Below are 21,524 nucleotides of genomic sequence, written 5' to 3'. Positions count from 1 at the left end.
TATGAACAATCAAAACATGATCTCTCAAGATACGTTTTTTGCTTTCCGCAAACATTGCTGGCTTTATCCACTGTTAGCTTTCATCATTGCTGTGGCTAGCTCAGCACCATCAAAAGCCACGGATAATCAAAGATACTTTGAATATCAAAATGCCACTCAGTTTACCCACCTGGTTTGGCCGAGCACCTTATCGCCCAAATATAAAGTTAAGTTTGCACCAATTAAAAACTTCACCGGCATGCCTATCGAACATCGTGAAGAAGACTCGCAATATTACCTGCATGGGAATATGCCTGCAGAAGTACAAAATATCTTAGTGGATACTTTTGAAGCGAGTCGGCTATTCGAAGCAGTGGCAAGCGAAGAAGACTTTAATATTCAACTCACTATCGATAGCTATAAATTACCCTTTAAATACGCTCCCGATGATACCTGGTGGCAAGCGCTACACGATGATACAGATAGATGGCTACAAACCCCGGGGAAAACCTACATCAAAGCCAGTTTAAAATTAACAGGGGGGAAACGTCCGCTCAAGCCCTGGATGGATTCTGTTGAAATTGTTTTATCGAATTGCGACCTAAATGCCATACCACAACCGACAACGGCAGCTTTCAATAATAACCAACAAAGCAAACGTTATTTAAGCACAACACCAGGGCAAACCTTTCTCGCGGCAACCAACTTTTTACTCCTAAAAGCGATTGATCGATTAAGTCAGGAATCAACGTTGGGAAGCGTAACAAGAAAGTACGGTCAAAGTATTTATTTGCAAAGTGAGCATGCGCCATTTGTCCAAGGGCGAGTAGTCAACCTCTTGTACAATCATAAAAAAAATGGTGTTGCGGATATACCTGCAGGACAACTAAAAATTATTAAGACAATGCATAACAAGGCGATTGCCTACCCGATTAATCTGTCAGAAGAAAATATTCGTGTCGGTGATTGGGTCGAACTACGCAACCCGCAAAAAGTGCAACAACCTGAATTTGTTTTTGAACCAGCGAATCAATGTGCGAGTGTTTTCACTGCGGAGGTCGATTAATCACTTTCGCTTAAAGAGTATTGAACAAGCACGATAGATCACCGTAAATGATCACCGCAAACCGGACAACCTTTGCGCGGCTTAAACTTAATCGTCCGCCATTCCATACTTAAGCCATCGAATAACAGGAGCTTTCCTGAAGCGGGCTCACCAGCCCCTGTTATCACTTTAACTGCTTCCAATGCTTGCATTGAGCCAATCACACCAACCAACGGCGCGACTACTCCATTGTGGGCACAGGATTGATCGCTATGTACATCTTCTTCGTAGACACATCGATAGCAAGGTGTATTGGCTTGCATGGTAAAAGTCGAAACCTGGCCTTCCCATCGGATTGCTGCTCCCGACACTAGTGGCGTCTTATTTGAAAAACACACTCGGTTAATCATAAAGCGAGTTTCAAAGTTGTCACAGCAATCAACGACTAAATCCACCTGACTGACCAGCTTGCTTAAATCAGACTCAGCCATCCTTTCGTTAAAGCATTGCAATCGACAAGTAGGCGCGAGCGCTTTTAGGGTTTCTGCTGCTGAGTCGACTTTTGGTTTTTCGATAGAGTCGATTCGATGGATAACTTGGCGCTGCAAATTAGTTAAATCAACTTGGTCATCATCAACCAAAGTTAACGAGCCAACCCCGGCTGTCGCCAGATACATCGCAACCGGCGATCCCAAGCCACCTAAACCAAGCACTAATACTCGTGCATTGAGTAACTTGTTTTGCCCCTCAATATCGATTTGGGGTAGCATGATTTGTCGACTGTATTGCAATAATTGCTCATCAGATAACATGGTTAATCTCGCCATATTCCTTGAGTAACCCGGTCAAGACCGCTGAGGTCTTTGATAGTTTCTATTTGACTATAGCCGTTTTTGACAAACAGTTCTGTTACTCTGTTCGCCTGCTGATAGCCATGCTCAAACATCAATGCGCCACCATTAGTTAAAAACTGTCGTGCTAAGTCAATAATATGCTCAATATCGGCAAAACCATTATCACCAGCAATCAGCGCTGAATCAGGCTCAAAAACTAAATCACCCTGTTGAAGATGCGGATCGCCCGCTGCAACATAAGGTGGATTGGAAACAATTAAGTCAAACTTCATTTGGGGAATTTCAGTGAACCAATCGCTACACACAAATTCCGCATTTGAAAGCTTGTTCCGCTGTGAATTGTTCACCGCTAATTCAACCGCCGACGCGTTAAAGTCCGCACCAATCACACGGTCATGCGGTCGTTCAGAAGCGATTGCTAAAGCAATCGCGCCAGTTCCTGTTCCTAAATCTAAAACTTTCGCGACTGGTTGATCTTCAAGAAATTGAAGCGCCTGTTCGACCAACAATTCGGTTTCTGGTCTGGGGATCAAGGTCGAGTTATTGGTTGCTAAATCAAGTGTCCAAAAATCTCTCTGTCCGGTTAAATAAGCGACAGGTTCGCCATTTGCTCGACGTTCAACCAGTTGCGCAAAACCGTCTTGTTCAACCGTTGATAATTGATAGTCTGGCCAAGTTTTTAACCAAGTCTTATTTCTCTCTAAAATAAAAGCAAGTAGTACTTCACTGTCCAGACGAGCAGACTCACTGTTAATTTTGGTTACAGCTTGCTGAATCGCTTGATCAACTCTCATCTGACCTAGCCCAACGGTTTTAAGCTTGTCAGACAATAACGAATTGGATTGCACAAACACAAGGCAATTTTTTGATCGTAATACGCCGCTTCATTCACAAAGGCAATATGCGCATTTTCACCTTGATAGTAAATATCCTCACCATCAAATGATTTAAAAATTGGCGTTCCAGTTGTAATTTGGGAGTAGTCTTGGTGAATTAAATCGGGATGCACAGCAGCATTAATTTCGTCATTTTGAGTTGTCGGAAAATAGACTTTTGAAAAGTAGCTCATTACCTCGAGCGACTCACCTAAATCAGGTAACTGTTGGCGATTATAGCGATCGGCAAATTCGATGGCTTTTTTGACCGCCGATTCAGTTTTTTGATAGGCGTCATATTCGATCGCGCCCTGCGGGATAGGTCCCACTTCAACCACGATACCTTTATCAGCAATAGAACACAGAAAGTGGTGGTCATCCATTAATCGAGATTCTGAGGTAATCACGACATTAGCCAATTGTTGTTTTAGATAAGCTGCAAGCTTGAGGTGAAAATCGTCCATTTTGATTAACACAATATTGGTTTGCATGTTTGCCGTGCTAGTATGCAAGTCAATAATAAAATCAACTCGGGCATCACCCTTTGGACCAAGCTGCTGATTAATTTGCTTGGCCAGTTGTTGTTCTTGATTGTTGGCTTTCGGATCGGCAAGTTCGCTTAACTTGAAACAGCGATTTAAGTCTTTTTCAAGGTATCTTTTGTTCGCATTAATTGCGGCAGGGTTAGCTTGTAGCAATTCGATGGTTAACGGCTGATGATTCACGGCATAGTGGTTATCTCGCCAATGACGCACCAAGTTTACGCCGGTAAGTTCATTACCGTGAGTGCCTCCAGCGATAACAATCGTTTCGATCATAGCCATTAATTTAAACTACTCGCTATCCGCTAAACTCGCTAACTGATCCGCTTGATATTCACTGACTAGCGGTTCGACGACTTGAGCCAAATCACCCTGCATAATTTCATCAAGCTTATACAGCGTCAGGTTTATTCGATGGTCAGTCATACGGCCTTGTGGGAAATTGTAAGTCCTAATCCGTTCCGAGCGATCACCACTCCCCACTAAATTACGTCTTGCTTCAGCTTGCTCACTGTGCGCAGCTGCTTCTTGCGCAGCTAACAATCGAGACTTCAACACACTCATCGCTTGCGCTTTATTTTTGTGTTGCGAGCGAGCATCCTGACACTCAACGACGGTCCCCGTCGGTAAATGAGTAATGCGAATTGCCGAATCGGTTTTATTAACGTGCTGACCACCGGCACCTGATGCCCTAAAGGTATCAATTCTTAAATCAGCAGGATTCAATTCGATTTCATCAAGCTCATCGGCTTCAGGCATAATAGCAACGGTACACGCCGAAGTATGAATACGCCCTTGTGACTCTGTCTCAGGTACTCGTTGCACTCGGTGCGCACCCGACTCAAACTTTAACTTTGAGTAAACACTGTCACCGGAAATTTTACAGATAATTTCCTTGTAGCCTCCTTGATCGCTTACATTTTCATTCATTACTTCGATCTGCCAGCGATTTTTTTCTGCAAAGCGGCTATACATACGAAACAAATCACCAACAAAAATCGCCGCTTCATCACCGCCAGTGCCCGCTCTAATCTCCAAGAAAATATTCTTGTCATCGTTCGGGTCACGCGGCAACAATAACTTTTGCAGTTCAACTTCTAGTGGCTCGACTTGTTTTTTACTTTCCTTATAGTCCTCTTCTGCCATTTCCCGCATATCAGGATCACTATCCTTCAACATTTCTTCGGCAGTTTCAATATCTTCCAGCACTTGTTGATATTGCGCAAAAGTGGTGACGACCTCCTCAAGCTGAGCGTACTCTTTTGAAAGCTCTTTAAATTTTTTCTGGTCAGAAATAGTCTCTGGATCACCCAGTAAATGCCCAACCTCTTCATGACGTTCAGCCAGACCTTCCAGCTTTTTAATCATTGAATCTTTCATATCAAACTTTAACCATTTGTTAATTTATTAAAGACGCTATTCACGATCTTGTTTCTTGAGGTCAAAAGCCTCAGCCAAAATTTCTAATACTTTTTGTTCATTGGATTCTCCCGCTTGACGGATCATTTTGCTTGGAGAATGCATAAACTTTTGAGTCAGCCGATTGGCAAATTCCTCTAGGACTTTTTGCGCTTCCTGGTTACCACTCAGTTTACTCAATGAACGCTCTAGTTCACTATTTTTAATGTCATCAAATTGAGTCCGAAAATCTTTCATTAGTGACACTGATGACAAGGATTGCAGCCAGTTAAAATACTTTTGTCCGTGAACAGCAATAATATCCTGCGCCTCAAGCGCGGCTTCTTCGCGGACTTTGATATTTTCTTTGATCACATCCTGCATATCATCCACGGTATACAGGTAGACATCATTTAAATCACTAACTTCCGGTTCAATGTCACGCGGAACCGCTAAATCCACCATAAATACCGGACGATGGCGACGTTGTTTGATCGCCTTTTCCATCAACCCTTTACCGATTACTGGCACAGGACTTGCGGTCGAGCTGATAATAATGTCGGCGCTCGCGACCAGCTCTGGCAACGAAGAAAGACCGTACGCTGTTGCCCCAAATTCATCAGCAAGCTTTTGCGCCCGCTCAACCGTGCGATTTGCAACACTCATTTGAACAACCCCTTGACGCGACAAATGACGAGCTGCTAACTCGATCGTCTCACCGGCCCCAATAAACAGCGCTTTAACCGGACCAAAATTGGCGAATATCCGTTTCGCAAGAGTTACGGCAGCATAAGCAACCGATACAGCGCTCTCACCAATCTGAGTATCTGTACGCACTTGCTTAGCAAGCGAGAAGGTTTGCTGAAATAGCTTGTTTAACACTAAGCCAATGGTTCCCGCATTTTTAGCATACCCAAAAGCATCTTTTACTTGGCCAAGGATCTGGGGCTCGCCCAGTACCATCGAATCTAAGCCACAAGCCACCCGCATAATATGATTAACGGCTTCTTCGCCAGAATAGCTATAGGCATATTCGCTTATCGTTTCGCCAGACATTTTATGTTCATCGGCCAGCCACTGGGTAATTTTATCCGCTAGATTTTCGCTAGCTTCTTGCGCTTTGTCGGGAGCTTGACCCTGGCTCGATTTATCTCGATAAACCACTTCCATTCGATTACAGGTAGAAATAATCGCAACCTCTTCTAAGCCGACGCCATCGAGCATACGATTAAGACTGTCTGAAATACTTTCAGGCGAAAACGCAACTTTCTCTCGGATTTCGACAGGCGCAGTTTTATGGTTAATTCCAAAAATCGAGACAGGCATAGGAAAATACAGCTAGTGGCGAGAAGCCAAGACTAATTCAACAGGTTGCAACTCTGCCGAAGTCACAGCAGAATGGGCATATTGATTGTTATCGAAGTTGCGCATAGGTAACATAATTGACGTAGACGACCAGCCGTCGAGAGAAGTGCTGATTGTGCCAGCTGCGTATTTTGCATACTGGGCATCGCTAAAGCAATTCACGCTATCGACTAATGTAAGACTATCGCTTGACGCAGCCAAAAACCTCGGTTCCCCTTAATTGGAGTGATTATAACAGAGGCGATAAACAAATCGCATTATTTTTGATTTATGTTGTCCAAAGACGTGCGAGAGACATCAGCTGGCAGAATGCACTTGTGCATATTTTGTACAACCGGTTCTTAAACGTTAACAATTAATTCGCAAATTAGTCTTTTGAGATAGGCGAAAATCAAGCACAATTGCGTTAGTAAGGTCATTCAGTCGCACAAATGACTAAAGTACGTGCCAATACAAAAATATTTGAAAAGCAGCAAAAACCAGAAATGATTTGGAAAACCCGCAAAAGCTCGCATTCAAAGCGGACAACCAATGCGTTAACCAAAGGGATTAAAATAGTCTACCTGCTCACTGAGTCATTAACTATCAGACTCTATTGAGAATGATTTATTTTGACATCGACTATGATAATAACAAGCCTAAGCTTGCAGTATTAAGAGGCAAAATAGCCAGAATGAAGAAGTATTTAGTTAAAAATTTAATCATCGCTGCCAGCGTCAGCGGATTGTTGGCCGCTTGTGTATCCACCAAACAAGATAGCCTCAATACTCCCCATAATGAGTATCAGTTCGCCGATATCAGTCATTTAGACAATCGTCAAAAAGCAGATCTTTATGAGGCCATTATTGCGGCCGATATTGCCGAACATCAGCAAGATTTCCAAACCGCCACCAGTTACTACCTATACGCGGCAGATGCTTCACAAAGTATCGAACTCATAAAAAAAAGCGTCGCAAGCGCGCAAGCAGCCCAGGACCCATTAGCATTAGAACAAGCCACCTTGATGTGGTTGCAAAAAGAGCCTGACAATCTTTCCGCACAATCCATGATATTGCAATCTCAGCTTGCCCAGCAAAATGCTGTCTCTGCGTTGGATAACGCGAAAAAATTTATGGCGATGCTCGAAACCAGTGAGCAAAAGCTTTCGTTGATTGAAATGAGCATCGTTCCTCAGGAGCCGAGAATTGCCTTTAATTTGTTGCGAGAATTGCAAAATCAAATGCCAAAAGAAGTCGCGATTCCGACCGGTATCAGTAAGCTGTTCATGCGCCTGGCGGCAAAAAGTAAACAACCGGAAAACATTCTTACTCAAGCCCTCAGTCACGCCGAGGACGCACTTGAAATCAATCCACTTTTTTACCCAGCAATTCGCAATAAATCCCACGTTCTGGTTCAACTAGGGCGCGATGATGCTGCGCGTAATTATCTTAACGACTTATTTAACCGCAATCCGACTTCAACGGAGATCAGTTTGATGCTCGGTCAACTGCTTTATGATCTCCAAGACTACCAAGCCAGTATTGCCCACTTTACTGATTGGCTTATGAACAAACCCAATGATCAAGAATCTCGTTTTTACCTGGCCGCCAGCTATTACGCCCTTGGTGAGGTGGAGTCAGGCTATCCGCATTTTGTCCTGCTGGCAGAATCGGGATACCGACTAGACAAAGTCGCTTTTTATTGTGGCGACTCAGCCATGAAAGTCGAAGAGACCGAGCAAGCCATTCAATGTTTTGAGATGGTTAACGAAGGCAGATTTCAGGCCCATGCAAAGGTCTTTTTATCCAAGTTATATGCTGAAAAAGGTGAACTTGAAAAAGCCCTTGCCAGTTTAGCCAACAACCCCTACTTCAATGAAAATGATCAAATAAAACTCATCAATGCTGAAATCGACTTGTTGTTGCAATATTTTTCTCGAGAACAAGCGCAAGCTAAGCTGAGCGAAGCGCTAACGGAATATCCGCAAAATTTAGTGCTATTACTGAAAAAAATTGAACTCTTCGAGTTACAAGACAAACCCAATGAATTAATGACGGTACTCACTGAAGCTAGGGATGTTTTTGACGAAAATGACCGTTTAATTGATTTCAATCTTGCGGCTGCAGCACTTCTCAACAATCACAACCACTCACAACTGGCGGTTGAATGGCTCAATCAAGCGCTGGAGAAAACCCCTGATGATAAAGATTTACTCTACACTCGTGCTCTCTATAAAGAGCCTTTAGGACTTTACGATGAGATGGTGGATGAATTTAAACATCTTCACAAATTGTATCCCGAGGACTTAAATATACAGAATGCCTTGGGCTACACGCTCGCTGACCTCAATCGCGAACTGGACTATGCGAACAGCCTAATTAATGCGGCTTTTCAAGGCTTACCCAATAATCCAGCGGTTATTGATAGTAAAGGCTGGATAGCTTTTCGTTTAGGTAAAATGACTGAAGCCATCCAGTATCTTACTCGCGCTTTTAAAATGGCACCAAGTGCGGATATTGCTGCTCACTTGGGCGAAGTACTGTGGGTTAATGACCAAAAAGAGCTCGCTATTAAAGTCTGGCAAGAGGGTCTGGAACTTGAGAGAGACAGCAGTGTGTTGCTTAAAACACTCGAGCGGCTCAAAATCAGTCTTTGATGAGAAAGTCGCCCAATTGAACCTCTACCTTTTTAAAACGGTGTCAATATTGCCATGCCCAACGCTATGATTACTGCCACTAAGCTTGTTAGTTTGCTGATCACTTTTTTACTGGTTATCTCGCTAACTGGTTGTCTATCACAACCCAAGTTATATACGCCCAGTGGCAACCTAGCCGACCAACAAAACTGGCAATTAAAAGCGCGAGTCGCGATAAAAACCCCTGAAGACAGTGTTAATGCGACCTTGGATTGGCAAACTCAATCACAAGCGTTTGATTTTCATTTATACGGTACTTTCGGTGTTACTTACGCGCAGTTAATTCAGGAACCTAATCAAGCAGTGCTCAAGCTCCCTGACGATAAAATTTTCTATCATCAAGATGCCCAACAATTGCTTTACCAATCACTGGGCTGGGATTTCCCCATCGAAGCCCTATCCTTTTGGATCAAAGGATTACCCTCTTATAAACCCGGAGAAATCGTTTCCCGTAACGAAGCGGGTCAATTAGCAGAGGTTTTACTTAATGATTGGCAGATTGAGTTTCAACGTTACAAGCAATACGCTGGATACACCATGCCTCGAATCGTTAAAGCGACTCATCCGCAAATGTCACTTAAAGTCGTGGTTAAAGAGTGGGAGTTTTTGCCAAACCAGTAAACGAGATTCTTCGACACTGGCAACTGCATTTACCAATCATCATGCTTAAACATTCTAAAATATTATGGCCAAGCCCCTGCAAATTAAACCTATTTTTGCATTTTATCGGTCAACGAGACGATGGCTATCACCGATTACAAAGTTTGTTTCAGCTGATTGATTTTGGCGATGATATTCTGATTGAAACCAACGATAGCCAGGAGATTGAGTTTCATTGTGATGTCGCTGAACTGAGCAATACTGATAACTTAATCGTCAAAGCTGCTGAAGCCCTCAAAGCGTATGTGGCACAAGCCACAAACCAAGCCACACCTAATAAAGCTCCAATGGGCGCTTCAATAAGGTTAACAAAACGGCTTCCATTTGGCGGTGGTGTCGGCGGTGGCAGCTCAAATTGCGCCACGACTTTGGTCGCCCTAAATCACCAGTGGCAGCTAGGCCTCAGCCTCGACCAGCTGGCCCAAATCGGTCTCAAATTAGGTGCCGACGTACCGATTTTTGTTCGGGGTCAAACGGCATTTGTAGAAGGTATTGGGGAAATAATCACCCCAACCGAGATGCCAGAAATCTGGTACTTGGTGGTTCAGCCGGAGTGCCATGTATCAACCGCAAAAATTTTTTCAAATCCACTGTTGACAAGAAATAGCAAAGCCATCACAATACGCGACCTCAACGCACTGGGGCTTCCTTTTAAAGGTCGCAACACCATGCAAGACATTGTCTGTAGGGATTATCCAGCGGTTGCAGAGGTGCTAAAATGGCTTGTCCAATTTAGTTCTAATGCAAGAATGACTGGGAGTGGAAGTTGTTTGTTTATTCCCTTTGACAATGAGCAAGAAGTGCGTAAAATAGCGACCCGATGTTCATGGCCACACTTTGTTGCCAAAGGGGTGAACCAATCACCACTTCATCGAAAGCTAGAAGGCTTTATTAAGCCTGATTAACTGCTACAGGGGTATCGCCAAGCGGTAAGGCAACGGGTTTTGATCCCGTCATTCGTTGGTTCGAATCCAGCTACCCCTGCCATTTTCTTGTTAATCGTAAGATAACCATAAAAATACTGATAGCTAACTACTGATTCCTATCAATCGATGGCGCAATTTTCTAAAAATAACAAAGCGAAATCAGCCATCCTGATGTATTATTCTTTCATCCAAATTCTAATAAACCATCGCACACAAAGACAATTGGGGTCTAATTATGTCTGATATGATGCTTTTCAGTGGTAATGCCACACCTGATCTCGCCGACAAAATCGCAGCACAACTCGATGTTGAACTGGGTAAAGCGAAAGTTGCCCGCTTCAGTGACGGTGAAGTCGCCGTGGAAATACTTGAAAACGTTCGTGGGATGGACGTCTTTATTATTCAATCAACTTGCGCGCCAACCAATGAGAGCCTGATGGAATTAGTGGTCATGGCTGATGCGCTCCGCAGAGCCTCTGCAGGTCGAATCACCGCGGTTGTGCCTTACTTTGGCTATGCGCGTCAAGATCGTCGCGTGCGCAGTGCTCGGGTACCGATTACGGCTAAAGTCGTTGCGGATATGATGGCTGTTGTGGGCATTAATCGAGTACTCACTGTCGATTTACATGCTGATCAAATTCAAGGGTTTTTCGATATCCCTGTTGACAATGTTTACGCGACACCAGTTTTAATCGACCATATTCAACAAAATGCCTCTGGCGACGAGATTGTCGTCTCGCCTGATGTGGGTGGTGTGGTTCGTGCTCGCGCTGTTGCAAAACTATTAAATGACGCAGAACTTGCGATTATCGATAAACGTCGCCCTGAAGCCAACAAATCAGAAGTCATGCATATTATCGGTGATGTTGCAGGCCGCGATTGTATTATTCTTGACGATATGGTCGACACTGCGGGCACATTATGTACCGCGGCAGGCGCCTTGAAGGCCAACGGCGCGAAGAGTGTTAAAGCTTACGCTTCTCACCCAGTCCTTTCGGGTAAAGCGATTGAAAACATTAACAATTCTACCCTCGACAAATTGGTTGTGACGGATACCATTCCATTACGAGAAGATGCGCTCAACTGCGATAGAATTGAAGTTTTGACCCTGTCTGAAATGTTGGCTGAGTCTATTCGCCGTGTCAACGAGGAAGAATCATTGAGCTCCATGTTTATGGGGTAGGTATTTAGTCAAACGCTAAATCAATACCTTCATCCAAAAGGCGCATTCGATGCGCCTTTTTTTGTTGATGAGTTATATTGCCTAAATCGCGTTTTTAAATTAGCACTAAGCCATTGATTTAATGTGACTTATCCCAATAACTACTCGATTAAAACCTGGCAGTAGCAGGCTGATGTTCTGCAGGTAGGTGAATAATCCAGTCGGCTTTAATAAATCACTTGCTTTGACGCCCTCCTCTAGCCTATAATTCGCCGCCCTTTTTGTGAGGGTATACGACTCAAAGCCCCGGAATTTAACGCTTTATGGGTTAATTCAAGGGTAATGAGCCAGACCTTGAACTGGTCGCGGTCAAGGTAACACTAATATTTTGGAGAATTAAACAATGAGCGATTCATTTGAATTGAATGTTGAGCTTCGTGAAGACATGGGGAAAGGTGCGAGCCGCCGCCTACGTCGTCTAGAAGACAAAATCCCAGGCATCGTGTATGGTGGTGGCAGAGAGCCTCAGCCAATCACTATCAGCCACCCAGAAATCATCAAGCATCTTGAAGACGAAGCTTTCTACTCACATATCTTGACTTTGAAAGCAGGTAAGAAAACTGAAAAAGTTATCTTAAAAGATCTTCAACGCCACCCTTACAAGCCAAAAGTCACTCACGCTGACTTCATGCGCGTAAAAGCCGGCGAAAAACTGACAACTTCTGTGCCACTTCACTACTTAAATGAAGAAAAATGCCCAGGCGTTAAAGCTGGCGGCGTAGTAAGCCATGCATACACCACTTTGGAAATCTCTTGTTTACCAAAAGATTTACCAGAGTTCATCGAAGTTGATCTAGCTGATTTAGAAATGGACCAAGTTGTTCACTTATCAGATATCAAGCTCCCTAAAGGGGTTGAAATCGTTGAGTTGACTCACGGTGAAGATCACGATCATGCAATCGTTACCATCCACAAGAGCCGCAGTGCTGCTTCTACTGGTAGCGACGAAGAAGGTGATGCTGCAGAAGACTCTGCAGAGTAATCTTTGAAAAGCTCTTTTTCCTTGAGCTTTTAACTTATGTCTAAAATCAGACTCATTGTAGGGCTCGGTAATCCGGGCCCTCAATATTCTCAGACCCGACACAATGCTGGCGTATGGTATGTCGAAGAGCTGGCAAGGGCGTACTCGATCCCGCTTACTTTAGAAACCAAATTTTTTGGCCATGTTGGTCGCGGTCTAATTGATGGCAACGACTGCCGTCTCCTCATCCCCAATACTTTTATGAATTTAAGTGGTAAGGCGGTTGGCGCAATAGCAACCTTCTACAAAATCTTACCGGATGAGATCTTAGTTGCACACGATGAGCTCGATATTGATCCAGGATGTGTAAAATTAAAGAAGTCTGGTGGCCATGGTGGTCATAATGGACTGAGAGATATTATTAAAAGTCTCGCCAATTGCAGAGACTTTTACCGATTGAGAATTGGAATTGGTCATCCCGGTGATAAAAACAAAGTTCATAATTTTGTTTTAGGTAAAGCACCGGCTGATCAACAGCGCGCTATTGATGAAAGCATTGATGAAGCTCTCCGCCACACAGGCGATATTATTCGTGGTGAACACGATAAAGTGATGCAGTCAATGCACGCATTTAAAGCGTAATTGAGAATTTTATAACCTAATAGTTCTTCAGCAACAAGCCTGTAACTTGCGGCTTAATGCTAGATTGACGGAGTATATTTCCATGGGAATTAAATGTGGCATTGTTGGTTTACCAAATGTGGGCAAATCTACCCTGTTTAATGCTTTAACCGATGCGGGCATCGACGCGCAAAACTACCCGTTCTGTACTATTGAACCCAATACCGGTGTCGTTCCTGTGCCAGACACACGCCTAGATAAGCTGGCGGCAATTGTTTCGCCGGAAAAGATCTTGCCGACAACAATGGAATTTGTCGATATTGCAGGCCTGGTCAAAGGCGCGTCAAAAGGAGAAGGACTGGGCAATCAATTCCTCGCGAACATTCGCGAAACTGATGCGATTGCGCATGTGGTTCGCTGCTTTGAAAACGAAGATGTCATTCACGTAGAAAACAAGATCGACCCACTCGATGATATCGAAGTGATTAATACTGAGTTAGCGCTTGCTGACTTAGAATCAGTTGAAAAACGTATTCAAAAGAACGTTCGAGTCGCCAAAAGCGGTGACAAAGAAGCTAAGGCTTTGCTGGAAATTCTTGAAAAGTGCAAGGCACTGCTAGAAGAAGCCCTACCGATTCGTTCAGGCGACTGGGATGAAGATGAAGCCAAAGCCATTAAAGGCATGCAATTTATTACCAGCAAACCAACAATGTATATTGCCAATGTTGACGAAGACGGCTTTGAAAACAACCCTCACCTCGACAAAGTGACCGAACTCGCCCAAGCTGAAAATGCCAGTGTGGTAGCAGTCTGTGCGTCTGTAGAGTCAGAACTTGCCGGACTTGATGCTGAAGAGCAAACCGAGTTTTTGGCCGAAATGGGATTGGAAGAACCAGGCTTAAACCGCGTGATTCGAGCTGGCTATGATTTACTTAATTTGCAAACCTATTTTACTGCTGGCGTGAAAGAAGTCAGAGCTTGGACGGTAAAAGTGGGCGCCACTGCGCCGCAAGCCGCAGGCGTTATTCATACTGACTTTGAGCGCGGCTTTATCCGTGCAGAAACCGTAAGCTATGACGATTACATCGAGTTCAACGGTGAAAGTGGCGCTAAGGAAGCCGGTAAGTGGCGACTTGAGGGTAAAGACTATATCGTTAAAGATGGTGACGTCATTCACTTCCGCTTTAACGTTTAGTGTCTACATAAGCATACTAAATACTAAATACTAAGTGCTAAGTTCTAGGTTCTAGGTTCTAGGTTCTAAACTTAGTTCTTAGTTCTTAGCTGGAACGCCAGCCCGGTCTAGTTCTTAGCGCTTTGCTCCGAGCGTTTAACCCTTAGCCTTGAGCTCATACTCATGGGCATAAAAACTACCAAGTTCTCAAATCTGAATTTTGCTTTGCGTTTCAAGGACTCATTTCCCCTAAGCAACTTGAAAATTCTCATATTTGTTCGATACTTAACAAACCATTCGACAACAAATACAATAACTTGAGAATTTGCTGGGCATTCCTCTTACTTTTTAACGTCTGCGCTGTCGCATCGCAAACTTTAACAACCGAAACCACCGACTTTCACCTCGACGCGTTAAAGTATCGATTTGCGCCCATCAGCGGTCACCGTGGACTTGATCTTACTAATTCAGATATTGTCTCTGACGACAAAGGTTTTCTATGGATTGGGACCCAGGATGGGCTCATCAGATTAGACGCCTACGAATCCAAACGCTTTGTGAAATCAACCAAAAACAGCAATTCAATTGCAGGCAATTTTGTGACTAAGGTCGCTTACCAAGCAAGTCAACAGTCACTCTGGATTGGCACGGCAACCGGACTGAGCCGGTATCACTTGCCCAGTGAGACTTTCAGAAACTTCGTTAGCGATGAAAAAGACGGGAGTCTGGATAACGACTACATCCAATCAATATTCATTGATCAACAAGATAACGTGTGGATTGGTACCCAGAACGGACTTTATCGCTTCGATAGTAACAGTGAGTCTTTTACTAAAATTTCGTTGAATGCGTCAACAGAAGTCGCTGATAAACCAGTCAGTATTATGGATATTAAGCAAAGCGACAGCGGCGAATTATGGATTGCGTCGCAAGAAGGTATCTTTATTTTACTTGATGATGCAGTGGCGAGTTTTTTTCAACCGATTAATAAAGATGCGAATTCGCGTCATGTGATTACTAGCTTACTCTTTCAATCGCCAGATAAAGTCTGGATAGGTACCGAGCAAAATGGTCTGCTTCTGTATAACACCGTTAATAAACAGCTGGTCACTTTTACTCAAGAAAATACCGCAGGCAGATTGCCTTCAAATTATATTCGAGCCTTATTGCTACCTAAAAATGGTAAGGAAATCTGGATAGGTACCGATGGCGGTTTAAGTATCTACCAAATCGATCAGCGAACATTCTTGCCCATCTTCAATAATGAATCGATCAGCGAAGGTATTGTCGCTTTTTATGAAGACCGCAATGAGTCTATTTGGGTAGGCACTTGGTCAAAAGGGCTTCACCAATATGATCCCAACCAAACTCAAATCGGTACTTTGAGCCGAAAATTACTCAGTGGCTCAGGCGAGAACCTGAGACGAATTATTAAAGGTAAGGATGATGACATCTGGTTTTCAAATTATCGAACCCTGTTTCAATTGAAAACCCAAAAGAATCAACTGACCAAATACGATATTTTGCCTATCAACCTCACCAAAAATCGCTCCATTCCAATTTGGAATGCTAATGACACTACTTTGTATTTACTCACAAAAGATATCTATCGAATTCGCTCTTCCGCGGATGTTGACAAAATAGGCATTCCCGAAGAAATCAGAAATCTGAGCTGGTACGATGCAACTTTTGATACCAAAGGGCAACTTTGGTTGCGCTCGAGAACGGCGGGTATTTTTTGCATGGATCCATCGCTCTCAAAAGTTATCCACCGAATGCAAACCTCAATCGCAGGCTTTGCCGAACAAATTGACGAATCAACCATGGTATTTGGCACCCAGCAGTCGTCTTACTTTGTCGATATCAATACATTCGAAACAACCCAACATAATCCGAGTAACGCCAACGGGATGCGCAACGCCAATATCACTGGCTTTTATCGAGATGCCAAAGATAGAACCTGGGTCGGCACATCAGGCGGCATCCATGAGTTGTTAACCGACTTCAAATCGCCAGAGTATCGTGCTTGGACGACAGACAACGGTTTACCAACGGATGTGCTGACCGGCCCTATCAACGATAACTACAGCAAATTGTGGTTTTCGAGCACCGACGGATTAATTCGCTTTGATCCAACTAACGAATCCTTTACTCAGTATGATACCGATGCCGGTGCATTATCAAACTATTCTATCGGCCAATTTACCAAAGATCTCAAACAACGCATGTATTTCTTGGGACCTGCCGGTATTTCTATCATTGACCAGTCGACAATTAACGCCAACCGTATTCCCAACCGATTAATTATCAATGATGTACTCATTCGATCGACGGGTTTACGTCAAGAAAGTGTCGACAAACTTTTACCTCCCGCACAAGACACAGATGCAGCAATCGTTGCACACCGTCAGTCCATTGCACTGCCCGCTGAGTACCGCGACTTTACCGTTGAATTTACCACACCTTATATGAGTCAGCCGGAAGATGCGGTGTTCTTTTATCGACTCGTCGGTTTTAATGAAAGTTGGAGTGAAACAGGCGCGACTAACCGCCGGGCAACTTATACTAATTTGGAGCCTGGCAATTATACGTTTGAGGTTTATTCGACAAGTGCCTATGGGATAGCGAGCGAACCAACTCACTTAAACATCGTACTCAAACCCTACTTCTATGAAACTCTGTTGTTTAAAACACTGGTGGTATTGCTATTTATCAGCCTGATAATCGGCTGGTATCGTTACCGAGTCTACAAAATAAAAGAATATAACCTGTTACTCGAAAAACAGGTTGAACAACGGACTCGGGATATTAATACCTTGGCTGATATTGGCAGAGATATCACGTCGATTTTAGAAATCGAAGACCTTTCCGAAAACTTATATAACCACTTAAATCGCTCATTAAAAGTTAGTGTCGTCGGTATTGGAACTTACGAGCCAATCGAGCAACGCATTAAATTTGAGCGTACCTATGAAGATGGAGAGCCCTTACCCAGTTTTTACAAAACGATGGATACAACCTCTGAGCTGGCTGCTTGGTGTATCCAGCACGGTAAAGAAGTGATTCTTAGTCGATATACCGATCGATCACGTTACTTGACGATCAAAGAAAAAGATCGTGTTGGTAAAAAAATGCAGAGTATTGTTTACATTCCGGTGATTTCTCGTAACGAAACTAAATTGGGATGTATTACGATTCAATCGTCTAAAGTGAATGCTTTCTCGGCGGAAGATATTGAGTTCATACGAACCATAGCCAACTACACCAGTATTGCGTTGGATAATGTGATTGCCCATAACGAGCTTAAAAAGGCCTCTTACACCGACTACCTCACTGATTTACCGAATCGACGTGCCTTCCTAGAAAAGGCACGCTATCAAATTCGTATCGACGATCGTTCAGGTCAACCTCTCGCGTTTGCCATTGCTGATATCGATCATTTTAAAGACTTCAATGATACTTATGGGCACGACAGTGGCGATCTCGTCCTCCAGCGTACCGCAAAGGTTTTTGATGAAACCTTACGTAGTCAAGATATGACGGCTCGCTGGGGCGGCGAAGAGTTTGTGTTTATGCTCCCAAATACCAACGCACAAGGTGCAACTGTAGCGTTAGATAAAATAAGACAAAGACTGTCAAAAGAAACTTTTGATTTGAAAGGTGAATCCATTAACGTCACCGCGACATTTGGCGTCGTTGAGTACTCACCAGGACTGACGATTGAAGAGTTGATCGATTTGGCTGACAGTGCTTTATACGAAGGAAAACACGCTGGTCGAAATCAAATTAAAATCGCAGAGAAAGAAAGTGCTAAGAGCTAAATATAAAATCCTAAGAACTAAGAGCTAGACCGGGCTGGCGCTCCAGCTAAGAACTAAGGACTAAGTTGAATACTTATCACTTAGAACCTAGCACTTAGAACCTAGCACTTAGCACTTCATCTAGAACTTCTCACTAAACACTTCGCGTTGCCAGAGCCGGTGAAATCTGACAGGCTTTTTTCGCTGGCCCAAATACTGCCATCAAACCGATAAACCACAATACCGCCATCCCCGCCGGAATGTAGTACCAATCAATCTTCGGTAAATCTAACATGTCGACTAAAACCATATTGAGTCCAATGGTCATCACTGCACCAAGCACAACGCCAAAAGTGGTAATCAAGAAATTTTCCACCATAAAGTAGCGTAAAATGTCGAGTTTGCGAGCCCCCAAAGCGCGACGAGTTCCAATTTGTTTTTTACGACGATTAACGCTGAAGCTTGCTAAACCAACAATGCCCAAAGCAGTTACTACGGTTAAACAGATGATCAAGGTTTTCAAGATCGTATTCATACCATTATGCGAACGATAACTGTCCGTGCGCACCTCTTCCATACTTCGCACGCGACGAATTAAACGTCCTTTATAATTGGCAACCAATTGCTCTTCAATCTCAGTCATCAATCGATCGCGCTCGCCCGGTTCGGTACGAATAAAAATTCGCGCGCCACCAAACTCAGTGTAACTCGGTACAAGCAAAGTTCGCTCGACACCACTCCAGCCATTCCAAGGCGCTTGCATTTTGTCGATGATACCAACAATGTTGATAGGTTGAGTTTCACTGATATAAACGGTTTTACCCAGTGCTGATTGCCAGTCATCTTCAAACAAATCTGCCGCTAACGCCTTAGTAATTACACCTTGACCTGGCCATTTCGTTGAAGTTCTTTCCCGCCAAATAATTTCATCAGCGGTAAAGTTACGGCCCGCGATAAGATTAACACCAAAAGCGTTAACCCCATGGTCATCAACAAAATAGATGGCTGTGCCAACGTCATCCGCATCGGGGCCAGTTTCAGTCGCAAGACTCATTGACCAACCGCCCCCCGTCAAAGGCGCAGAATTCGTTTGCACTGCGTCGACTACGCCAGGCAGTTCGCGGATAAAATTGAGATCTTCAATTAGTTGGGTTTTCTCGTTGTAATCTTCTGCAAATCCCATGTAAGACAAAATAAAAGTATCAGCTTCATTGATTCCTGACTCACGATCCATTTGTCCTTGACGATGCTGGATCATAAAGACTGAGTTAACAATGATGGTCATCGTTAAAGCGATTTGTAAGGCAATCAACAGAGCGCCAGTTTTGTTGCGCGATAAGGCGCTTAGTATTGGTTTAATTTCCATCTGAGGCTCCTTATTGCGTTTTTAATTGAACAGCCGGTTGAATACTACAAGCGCGCCAAGTCGGATATAACCCGGCCAATAACGCAGAGACAATTGCCAAGCCAATCGCAGTCGCAACCATAGTGGTATCTAATGAGACTAAATCCTTGACATCATTACCAAACAACATGGCTATCCCCTGTAAGCCGCCCATGGCTAAAAATAGTCCAAGCAATCCGCCCATTAATCCGATAATGCCCGCTTCAATTAAATGCTGGACAAACAAGGTTGATTTAGAAGCACCCAACGCCCGTCGCAAACCAATCTCACCCGATTTAGTGGTAAATTTAGTCAGCAACAATCCAATCGTGTTAAGCAAGCAAACCAACAGGAACATGATCGATAGCCACATCACGACCTTCGCACCATCTTGGACAACACCTTGTTGATCCATCCATTGCATAACATTGTTAATTCGATTATTCAGCGGGCGCGGAAAACGTCCCAGCTCTTTTTGTTGCGTCGCATAGCTATTTAAAAAGTTTAAGTACTCTTCCTGTTCACTTTCTGTTGGCAACTCAGCCCAGAATTGAATCCACACGCACTCCGAATTTAAGAAGCCTTGATAACCGTCTTCATTACTCGGTTTCCAACAGTTGGTATTACCTGATCGGGGTAGCTCGAGACTCGCCACTAAATTAAACGGGATATAAAAATCTTCCGAATCATTGAAGGGTCCATTGGTCACATCATAAAACTTTGGGATCGGATTCCAGTCATCAAGAACACCAACAACGCGATAATCTTTACCACCGATACGGATAAATTTGCCAACCGAGTTTTCGCCACCAAACACTTTTTCATTGGTTTCTTTGCTCAGCACGGTGACCATCGCCAGTGAATCATCGCTGTCTCTATCCCAGCCGTTACCATATAAAAATGGTGTGTCAAACATTGAAAAGAAATCACCAAACGCAGCACGACCTAAAGCATCAAAAGGAATCACATCTTCCCCTTGCGGCTCAATCACTTGAAAGGTCTTAGTCATTGCCGTTTGCTTGGCCGCAGGGGCCATTTTCATCAAGGCAGTTGCATCCAAGTAAGTCACTTGATCCGGTGGAGTATCCGGTTCACGAAAGGGTTGATTTGGATCCCAAGTATCTAGTTGGACCGCAAACAGTTGCTCACTTTTATGCGGAATCGGGTTACTGCCCATCGCATAATTCACCGTAATGGTCGTCATTGAAGCACCAATGCCAACCGCGATTGCGGCAACCATTAGCGCACTTAAAATCGGGTTGCGCTTAATGGAGAGCATCGCTAGACGTAAATAATATCCAAACATAATGGTCTCCTAATTAAGCAAATGCCGCGACATTTTCATTGGCCTCACTCACAGCTTCCTTTCGCACCACTTCGCTAACCAGACCATCTTTAACAGCGATCGAACGCGGTGTGCGTAACGCTAGTTTTGGATCATGGGTGACCATAATAATGGTGGTCCCTTTTTGATTAATATCTTCCAACAGGCTCATTACGCTCTCCGCCATTTCCGAATCTAAGTTACCGGTAGGCTCATCCGCCAATAAAAACCTGGGAGATCCTGCCAAAGCTCTCGCAATTGCTACACGCTGTTGCTGACCGCCCGATAACTGCGAAGGGATATGTTTCATTCGATTGGCAAGACCAACTGTCTCCAAGGCATTTTCGATTCGTTCTTTGCGCTCTTTGGCATTCATTGCCCGGTAGCGCAATGGCACATCGACGTTATCAAATAAATTAAGATCAGGGATTAAGTTAAAGCTTTGGAAAATAAAACCGATTTTTTCATTACGCAGTTTAGAGCGTTGATTGTCATTCAGTCCCTTAACATCAACGCCATCTAAGAAATATTCTCCGCCAGTAAAGGTTTCTAATAAGCCAGCAATATTCAAGAATGTTGTTTTGCCCGAGCCAGAGGGACCCGTGACCGCCACAAACTCTCCTTCGTCAACATTCAGTGAGAAATCTCTGAGCGCATGCGTTTCAACAACTTCAGTACGGAAAACTTTTTTAATATTATTCATTTTTAACATGTATTTAT

At 43.7% G+C, this 21,524-nt stretch carries 18 protein-coding genes and 1 tRNA gene; 10 read left to right on the top strand and 9 right to left on the bottom strand.

The window, feature by feature from the left end; genetic code table 11:
• The first annotated feature begins 1 nt into the window (after position 1).
• Positions 2-1,045 carry a hypothetical protein gene (locus FLL45_RS00505; protein ID WP_142887839.1) on the top strand — a complete coding sequence of 348 codons (1,044 nt, stop codon included), beginning with the start codon at positions 2-4 and terminating at the stop codon, positions 1,043-1,045.
• A 38-nt stretch (positions 1,046-1,083) separates the two neighbouring features.
• On the opposite strand, the gene FLL45_RS00500 is transcribed toward FLL45_RS00505, so the two are convergent.
• Genes FLL45_RS00500 through FLL45_RS00475 form a run of 6 tightly spaced genes read right to left on the bottom strand, consistent with a single transcriptional unit; the run spans position 1,084 to position 6,259 of the window.
• Positions 1,084-1,851 (bottom strand): HesA/MoeB/ThiF family protein, encoded by a 768-nt coding sequence (locus tag FLL45_RS00500; protein ID WP_246075721.1) that lies wholly within the window; start codon positions 1,849-1,851, stop codon positions 1,084-1,086.
• A complete protein-coding gene (gene prmC, locus FLL45_RS00495; protein ID WP_142887838.1) occupies positions 1,839-2,672 on the bottom strand; it encodes a peptide chain release factor N(5)-glutamine methyltransferase in 834 nt (277 codons plus the stop codon). Before prmC ends, FLL45_RS00500 begins: the two co-directional genes overlap by 13 nt.
• A gap of 5 nt (positions 2,673-2,677) precedes the next feature.
• Positions 2,678-3,577 carry an aspartoacylase gene (locus FLL45_RS00490; RefSeq protein WP_142887837.1) on the bottom strand — a complete coding sequence of 300 codons (900 nt, stop codon included), beginning with the start codon at positions 3,575-3,577 and terminating at the stop codon, positions 2,678-2,680.
• A 9-nt stretch (positions 3,578-3,586) separates the two neighbouring features.
• Entirely contained in the window at positions 3,587-4,675 is a 1,089-nt protein-coding gene (prfA, locus tag FLL45_RS00485) for a peptide chain release factor 1 (protein WP_142887836.1), read from the bottom strand.
• Between the two features lie 36 nt (positions 4,676-4,711).
• Complete coding sequence (hemA, locus tag FLL45_RS00480; protein WP_142887835.1) at positions 4,712-6,019, bottom strand: glutamyl-tRNA reductase; 1,308 nt, start codon at positions 6,017-6,019, stop codon at positions 4,712-4,714.
• A 12-nt stretch (positions 6,020-6,031) separates the two neighbouring features.
• The gene (locus FLL45_RS00475; protein WP_142887834.1) at positions 6,032-6,259 is read right to left on the bottom strand and encodes a hypothetical protein; all 228 of its coding nucleotides are present in this window, start codon (positions 6,257-6,259) and stop codon (positions 6,032-6,034) included.
• 472 nt (positions 6,260-6,731) lie between these two features.
• Here FLL45_RS00475 and FLL45_RS00470 point away from each other — a divergent pair, with 472 nt between their 5' ends.
• From FLL45_RS00470 to FLL45_RS00430, 9 genes are all read left to right on the top strand, one after another.
• Positions 6,732-8,693, top strand: a complete 1,962-nt coding sequence (locus FLL45_RS00470) for a tetratricopeptide repeat protein (RefSeq protein ID WP_185964272.1) — start codon at positions 6,732-6,734, stop codon at positions 8,691-8,693.
• A gap of 54 nt (positions 8,694-8,747) precedes the next feature.
• A complete protein-coding gene (lolB, locus tag FLL45_RS00465) occupies positions 8,748-9,353 on the top strand; it encodes a lipoprotein insertase outer membrane protein LolB (RefSeq protein ID WP_142887832.1) in 606 nt (201 codons plus the stop codon).
• The gene (ispE, locus tag FLL45_RS00460) at positions 9,329-10,297 is read left to right on the top strand and encodes a 4-(cytidine 5'-diphospho)-2-C-methyl-D-erythritol kinase (protein ID WP_246075719.1); all 969 of its coding nucleotides are present in this window, start codon (positions 9,329-9,331) and stop codon (positions 10,295-10,297) included. The genes lolB and ispE overlap by 25 nt, the downstream gene beginning before the upstream one ends.
• Before the next feature lie 7 nt (positions 10,298-10,304).
• Positions 10,305-10,379, top strand: a tRNA-Gln gene (locus FLL45_RS00455).
• A gap of 174 nt (positions 10,380-10,553) precedes the next feature.
• Complete coding sequence (locus FLL45_RS00450; RefSeq protein WP_142887831.1) at positions 10,554-11,501, top strand: ribose-phosphate pyrophosphokinase; 948 nt, start codon at positions 10,554-10,556, stop codon at positions 11,499-11,501.
• A gap of 382 nt (positions 11,502-11,883) precedes the next feature.
• Positions 11,884-12,522, top strand: a complete 639-nt coding sequence (locus tag FLL45_RS00445; RefSeq protein ID WP_142887830.1) for a 50S ribosomal protein L25/general stress protein Ctc — start codon at positions 11,884-11,886, stop codon at positions 12,520-12,522.
• Positions 12,523-12,558: 36 nt separating this feature from the next.
• Positions 12,559-13,143, top strand: a complete 585-nt coding sequence (gene pth, locus FLL45_RS00440) for an aminoacyl-tRNA hydrolase (protein WP_142887829.1) — start codon at positions 12,559-12,561, stop codon at positions 13,141-13,143.
• Positions 13,144-13,225: 82 nt separating this feature from the next.
• A complete protein-coding gene (gene ychF / locus FLL45_RS00435; protein WP_142887828.1) occupies positions 13,226-14,317 on the top strand; it encodes a redox-regulated ATPase YchF in 1,092 nt (363 codons plus the stop codon).
• A gap of 296 nt (positions 14,318-14,613) precedes the next feature.
• Positions 14,614-18,117 carry a diguanylate cyclase gene (locus FLL45_RS00430; RefSeq protein ID WP_142887827.1) on the top strand — a complete coding sequence of 1,168 codons (3,504 nt, stop codon included), beginning with the start codon at positions 14,614-14,616 and terminating at the stop codon, positions 18,115-18,117.
• A 133-nt stretch (positions 18,118-18,250) separates the two neighbouring features.
• Here FLL45_RS00430 and FLL45_RS00425 read toward each other — a convergent pair whose 3' ends face one another.
• The 3 genes from FLL45_RS00425 to FLL45_RS00415 are packed head-to-tail and all read right to left on the bottom strand — an operon-like array spanning position 18,251 to position 21,516.
• Complete coding sequence (locus FLL45_RS00425; RefSeq protein WP_142887826.1) at positions 18,251-19,462, bottom strand: ABC transporter permease; 1,212 nt, start codon at positions 19,460-19,462, stop codon at positions 18,251-18,253.
• A gap of 10 nt (positions 19,463-19,472) precedes the next feature.
• Positions 19,473-20,786, bottom strand: a complete 1,314-nt coding sequence (locus FLL45_RS00420) for an ABC transporter permease (RefSeq protein ID WP_142887825.1) — start codon at positions 20,784-20,786, stop codon at positions 19,473-19,475.
• 13 nt (positions 20,787-20,799) lie between these two features.
• The gene (locus FLL45_RS00415; RefSeq protein ID WP_142887824.1) at positions 20,800-21,516 is read right to left on the bottom strand and encodes an ABC transporter ATP-binding protein; all 717 of its coding nucleotides are present in this window, start codon (positions 21,514-21,516) and stop codon (positions 20,800-20,802) included.
• Between the last annotated feature and the right edge of the window lie 8 nt (positions 21,517-21,524).

Source organism: Aliikangiella marina (genome assembly GCF_007004765.1).
GTDB classification, from domain to species: Bacteria; Pseudomonadota; Gammaproteobacteria; order Enterobacterales; family Kangiellaceae; genus Aliikangiella; species Aliikangiella marina.
This window is presented reverse-complemented; position numbering and strand designations above follow the sequence as displayed.

What these genes read in the sequence shown, in the direction of transcription:
- FLL45_RS00505 (WP_142887839.1), top strand. Translation starts at nt 2, where the DNA reads ATGAACAATCAAAACATGATCTCTCAAGATACGTTTTTTGCTTTCCGC.
- FLL45_RS00500 (WP_246075721.1), bottom strand. Translation starts at nt 1,851, where the DNA reads ATGGCGAGATTAACCATGTTATCTGATGAGCAATTATTGCAATACAGT.
- prmC (WP_142887838.1), bottom strand. Translation starts at nt 2,672, where the DNA reads ATGAGAGTTGATCAAGCGATTCAGCAAGCTGTAACCAAAATTAACAGT.
- FLL45_RS00490 (WP_142887837.1), bottom strand. Translation starts at nt 3,577, where the DNA reads ATGGCTATGATCGAAACGATTGTTATCGCTGGAGGCACTCACGGTAAT.
- prfA (WP_142887836.1), bottom strand. Translation starts at nt 4,675, where the DNA reads ATGAAAGATTCAATGATTAAAAAGCTGGAAGGTCTGGCTGAACGTCAT.
- hemA (WP_142887835.1), bottom strand. Translation starts at nt 6,019, where the DNA reads ATGCCTGTCTCGATTTTTGGAATTAACCATAAAACTGCGCCTGTCGAA.
- FLL45_RS00470 (WP_185964272.1), top strand. Translation starts at nt 6,732, where the DNA reads ATGAAGAAGTATTTAGTTAAAAATTTAATCATCGCTGCCAGCGTCAGC.
- lolB (WP_142887832.1), top strand. Translation starts at nt 8,748, where the DNA reads ATGCCCAACGCTATGATTACTGCCACTAAGCTTGTTAGTTTGCTGATC.
- FLL45_RS00450 (WP_142887831.1), top strand. Translation starts at nt 10,554, where the DNA reads ATGTCTGATATGATGCTTTTCAGTGGTAATGCCACACCTGATCTCGCC.
- FLL45_RS00445 (WP_142887830.1), top strand. Translation starts at nt 11,884, where the DNA reads ATGAGCGATTCATTTGAATTGAATGTTGAGCTTCGTGAAGACATGGGG.
- pth (WP_142887829.1), top strand. Translation starts at nt 12,559, where the DNA reads ATGTCTAAAATCAGACTCATTGTAGGGCTCGGTAATCCGGGCCCTCAA.
- ychF (WP_142887828.1), top strand. Translation starts at nt 13,226, where the DNA reads ATGGGAATTAAATGTGGCATTGTTGGTTTACCAAATGTGGGCAAATCT.
- FLL45_RS00425 (WP_142887826.1), bottom strand. Translation starts at nt 19,462, where the DNA reads ATGGAAATTAAACCAATACTAAGCGCCTTATCGCGCAACAAAACTGGC.
- FLL45_RS00420 (WP_142887825.1), bottom strand. Translation starts at nt 20,786, where the DNA reads ATGTTTGGATATTATTTACGTCTAGCGATGCTCTCCATTAAGCGCAAC.
- FLL45_RS00415 (WP_142887824.1), bottom strand. Translation starts at nt 21,516, where the DNA reads ATGTTAAAAATGAATAATATTAAAAAAGTTTTCCGTACTGAAGTTGTT.